This window comes from Pseudoalteromonas sp. MTN2-4 (genome assembly GCF_042848605.1).
Lineage (GTDB): Bacteria > Pseudomonadota > Gammaproteobacteria > Enterobacterales > Alteromonadaceae > Pseudoalteromonas.
Map to the genome: position 1 here is coordinate 1 of NZ_BTGK01000024.1, position 3,468 is coordinate 3,468.

Annotated in this window: 5 protein-coding genes; all 5 read left to right on the forward strand. The window is 38.1% G+C overall.

The annotated features are described in order from the left end of the window. Positions 1 to 900, forward strand: a 900-nt coding sequence (locus ACGHEH_RS21400) for a hypothetical protein (RefSeq protein ID WP_390449719.1), incomplete at its 5' end; no start/stop codon positions are given. A gap of 118 nt (positions 901 to 1,018) precedes the next feature. Further along, complete coding sequence (locus ACGHEH_RS21405) at positions 1,019 to 1,363, forward strand: hypothetical protein (protein ID WP_390449721.1); 345 nt, start codon at positions 1,019 to 1,021, stop codon at positions 1,361 to 1,363. Positions 1,364 to 1,487: 124 nt separating this feature from the next. Beyond that, the gene (locus ACGHEH_RS21410; protein ID WP_390449724.1) at positions 1,488 to 1,991 is read left to right on the forward strand and encodes a hypothetical protein; all 504 of its coding nucleotides are present in this window, start codon (positions 1,488 to 1,490) and stop codon (positions 1,989 to 1,991) included. Between the two features lie 46 nt (positions 1,992 to 2,037). Then, the gene (locus ACGHEH_RS21415) at positions 2,038 to 2,493 is read left to right on the forward strand and encodes a hypothetical protein (protein WP_390449726.1); all 456 of its coding nucleotides are present in this window, start codon (positions 2,038 to 2,040) and stop codon (positions 2,491 to 2,493) included. Positions 2,494 to 2,654: 161 nt separating this feature from the next. After that, entirely contained in the window at positions 2,655 to 2,918 is a 264-nt protein-coding gene (locus ACGHEH_RS21420; protein WP_390449729.1) for a hypothetical protein, read from the forward strand. The last annotated feature ends 550 nt before the right edge of the window (positions 2,919 to 3,468 follow it).

A 3,468-nucleotide genomic window follows, 5' to 3' on the forward strand; every position in this document is an offset into this window, starting at 1 on the left:
ACTCAAGGAGATCGAAAATTGTTTCGCTCTAATACGAAATTAAAAAAAGCATCGGACTCAATTTTCCAAGAGGCAGACGTTCCTAAGGATCGTTCAAGACCACTTGAATGGCGAAGAAGCTTCAATGGATTGTCATTACCACTCAAGAATATAGAGATAATCACGCAAGTTAATACTCACGATAAAGACTGGGATATAAAAGGTGATTTCAAAGACAATCCAGTAAAGCTCATTAAGCCTGATATTAAAACTAGCTTTGCTATCAAGGCGATCGTCGATGAAGATCAGATGAGAGACACCATATATTGTGCTGAGCAAGATGGTGATGACGATGATATTTTTACACTTGAGCGCCCAAGGGGTGAAACACAGGTAATATTAAAGTCCGGTGAACCGATTAAGGAGAGCGAGAAATTCCCTGAAGGTGTTTTCTTTGGAAGTTGTTTTCGCATGAACTATGATCCGGGTGAGGATGACATCATATTCGAAATGACGATTCCTGAGGAACAACTGAACACTATAGCTAGTAATCTACAATCAGACCCTTCCTCAACCATTGATCTATACGTTGAATTACTATCTTTTAGCTTTGAGGTCGACGATTCGCTACGCGAGCATTATCACCCTCGCGATATATTCATTTATGACCACTCAGACGCTTTCGTTTCTAGTATAGGTCTAGCATCCAAGATTGGTACGCACACCATTAAAAAGAGCGAAGACGATGAGGAAGAAGAGTACCAATATGATGATATTGATGAGCCAAAAGAGCTATCACCGGAACAGCAGTCGTATCGTGAATTGGTTCAGGTGCTGTTACACATGCAAAAGCCATTAAATAGTATTGTGTTTGCAATATGGGTTCTCGTATTTATATTGGGAGTCTCAATATTTTTTTAAATCGAGCATTGCATAACAAGGCGCTGCTGCCGGACAAATTTTCCGCTGCGCTCCAAATTTGCCGCAGAGCGCGGCGTTATGTTGCTAATCGTCACATTGGCTGATAATTGAGACAATCGTGAAATATCTATATTTAATTGTATGTTTATTACCTTGTACTGTTCAGGCTAGTGCGGATCCTCAAGAGAAAGAATACTTATTAAAATTTGTGCAGAAAGCTAGAGATTACTTCAATACTGGTCAAGGTTGTAAACCCAAATACAGTTTCGAAGACCGTATGTATTTAGTTGAGGAGTTTCTTTCAATTAAAGATGTAGATGTCAAAAATATTCTCTATCGTAATGAAAATGAAATAGGTATATTCTTAGAGCGAACAAAACCAGAAAGGCCAGGACTATCTTTAGAAGTTTATCTTAAGGATGGTAAATGCAAGGAGTTTTATATATATCAAATCATGCATTGATGAACGCAACATAACAAGGCCATAAAACAAAGGACACAAAACAGCTGGCTTGTGCTCCTTCGTCGCTGAGTTTAGCCAGCTATTTTATGCCGTTTATGGCAAGCGTTAACTGCCAAAGGAGAGTATGGTGCATGAGGTAATAAATAAGTTAAAATCGCTAAGTATCAAAGAAGTCTTTTTTGGTGCAAGTGGTTTTAATATTGTTGACGAATCTTCGATTAATACACTCCAATTAGGCTACAGTATTGACCTAGATGGTAACGACTTAACAGGTATGGACGAAGGGGATTGGCAGGAGAGTTGGGTTGTTATAGGAACCGATACTGAAGTCGGAGATCCATTCTTCGTAGATATAAGTGAATCATCTTTGCCAGTTTATACAGCAATGCATGGAAATGACTATTGGGAACCTGAGCTAGTTGCAACTTCTTTAAATTCTTTCTTAGAGTTGCTTTCTTATCTGCATGGATTAGGTGAACAAAACTGTCCGCAAATTGAACCTGATGAAAGAACAATCTCTGATTTTAATGAGCTTTCTTCAATACAAAAACGACTACAAAGTATTTCTGGTGAAGTTGATTTTTGGGAAGATTTCATTGACCAGCATAAAGAATGGCTCGAAGAATAAGGCAGTTAACAAGGCCGTAAAACCAGGGACACAAAATAGCAGGCTTGTGCTCCATCGTCGCCAGTTTAAGCCTGCTATTTTGTGCCGTTTACGGCAAGCGTTAGTTGCCAAGGATGATATGTCTGCTATTTCCCAAATTGTCGAAAAATTAAAGAAATATCCTGAACTAGATTATGAGCAGGATGAAAGCTCTATTTCTGTTAACCCTGTTAACGGCTTTACGGTTTGGCTTACAGAAAATGGAAATAGTTTTACCGTTGGCTTTTCTGGATGGCACGAAGAGTTCACAGAATTGGAAGAAGCTTTAAATTGCTTTGCTTTTGGCCTCAGCGATAAGTGCCGTCTTAAAGTGTTCAAACGTGGAACATCTGAATACAAGTGGGTAGTTCAGGCTTTACATGAAAACGAGTGGTATGATGACAGTGAAACAGGATTATTGTTTTTCCCTTTTTGGCGTAAGAAACAAGTTTTAATTTTACAGAATGCAGTAATTGGCAACTAACAAGGCGCTCAAGGGCGGACACAAAAGTTTGGCTTGTCGTTCGTACCTCACTAATTTTAGCCAAACTTTTTTAGCCGCTTAGCACGGCGTTATAAGCCAATTGAGCTTACGGATTAGAAAAGCATATTGGTGAAAATTTCATTATAGATAGGAAGTAACTAATGAATATTGACGAACACTTAAAGGTATTAGCGTTAAAAAATAAAAAGCTATTTGGGTTCTCTCATACTATGTGTATAGTTTTGGTAATCGGTTTAATAGCTCTTACGTTATCTATTGCTTTACCTCCTTCACTGACAGCAATACTTGTTGGAATTGCAGCTTTTTTTATTTTATATCACTACGCAGCATATGCCGTTAAAAAAACTAACAACAGAATCTGTCTACTAGAAACTAAGTATAAAGATCAAAGTAAAGGCTTATAACAAGGCGCTCAATCGGACAAATTTTGCTGTGTCGCTTTTTACTATTCTGCTGCGCAGGCAAAAACCAACCCAACAAAATTTGCCTTTTAGCTTGGCGTTAGTTGCCCTATGAGATATTTGTTTGTAACGTTGGTTTTAACATTACCATACCAATCGAGTGCTTCTGAATGGGAGCAAGTGAATAGCGCGAATGAAAAAGTTGAATGCCCCAATGTTATAATATTTGCCGAACAGAAATATCGAATGTTGAACGATTGCTATGGGGACGATCCGAGTGACCCAATAATGGAAACTGGTGATTTCGAGAAAAATGAAAATTCTCTGACTCTAATTAACCGGAATGTTAAAGTGGATGACCTGTTTACTCATCGTAAAGATATCCAGTTTGAATTAATACGCTCTAGTAATTTTATTCAACTGAGAAACTGTGAGCACTCTTATTACTTCAATGTAAAAATTGAGTAATCGGGCAACTAACAAGCAATTAAACTGGGATAAAAAACTTGCGGGCTTTTCGCTTCGCTCAATTTTAGCCCACAATTTTTTACCC

Coding starts and splice junctions, on each gene's coding strand:
- ACGHEH_RS21410 (WP_390449724.1), top strand. CDS start 1,488: ATGGTGCATGAGGTAATAAATAAGTTAAAATCGCTAAGTATCAAAGAA.
- ACGHEH_RS21420 (WP_390449729.1), top strand. CDS start 2,655: ATGAATATTGACGAACACTTAAAGGTATTAGCGTTAAAAAATAAAAAG.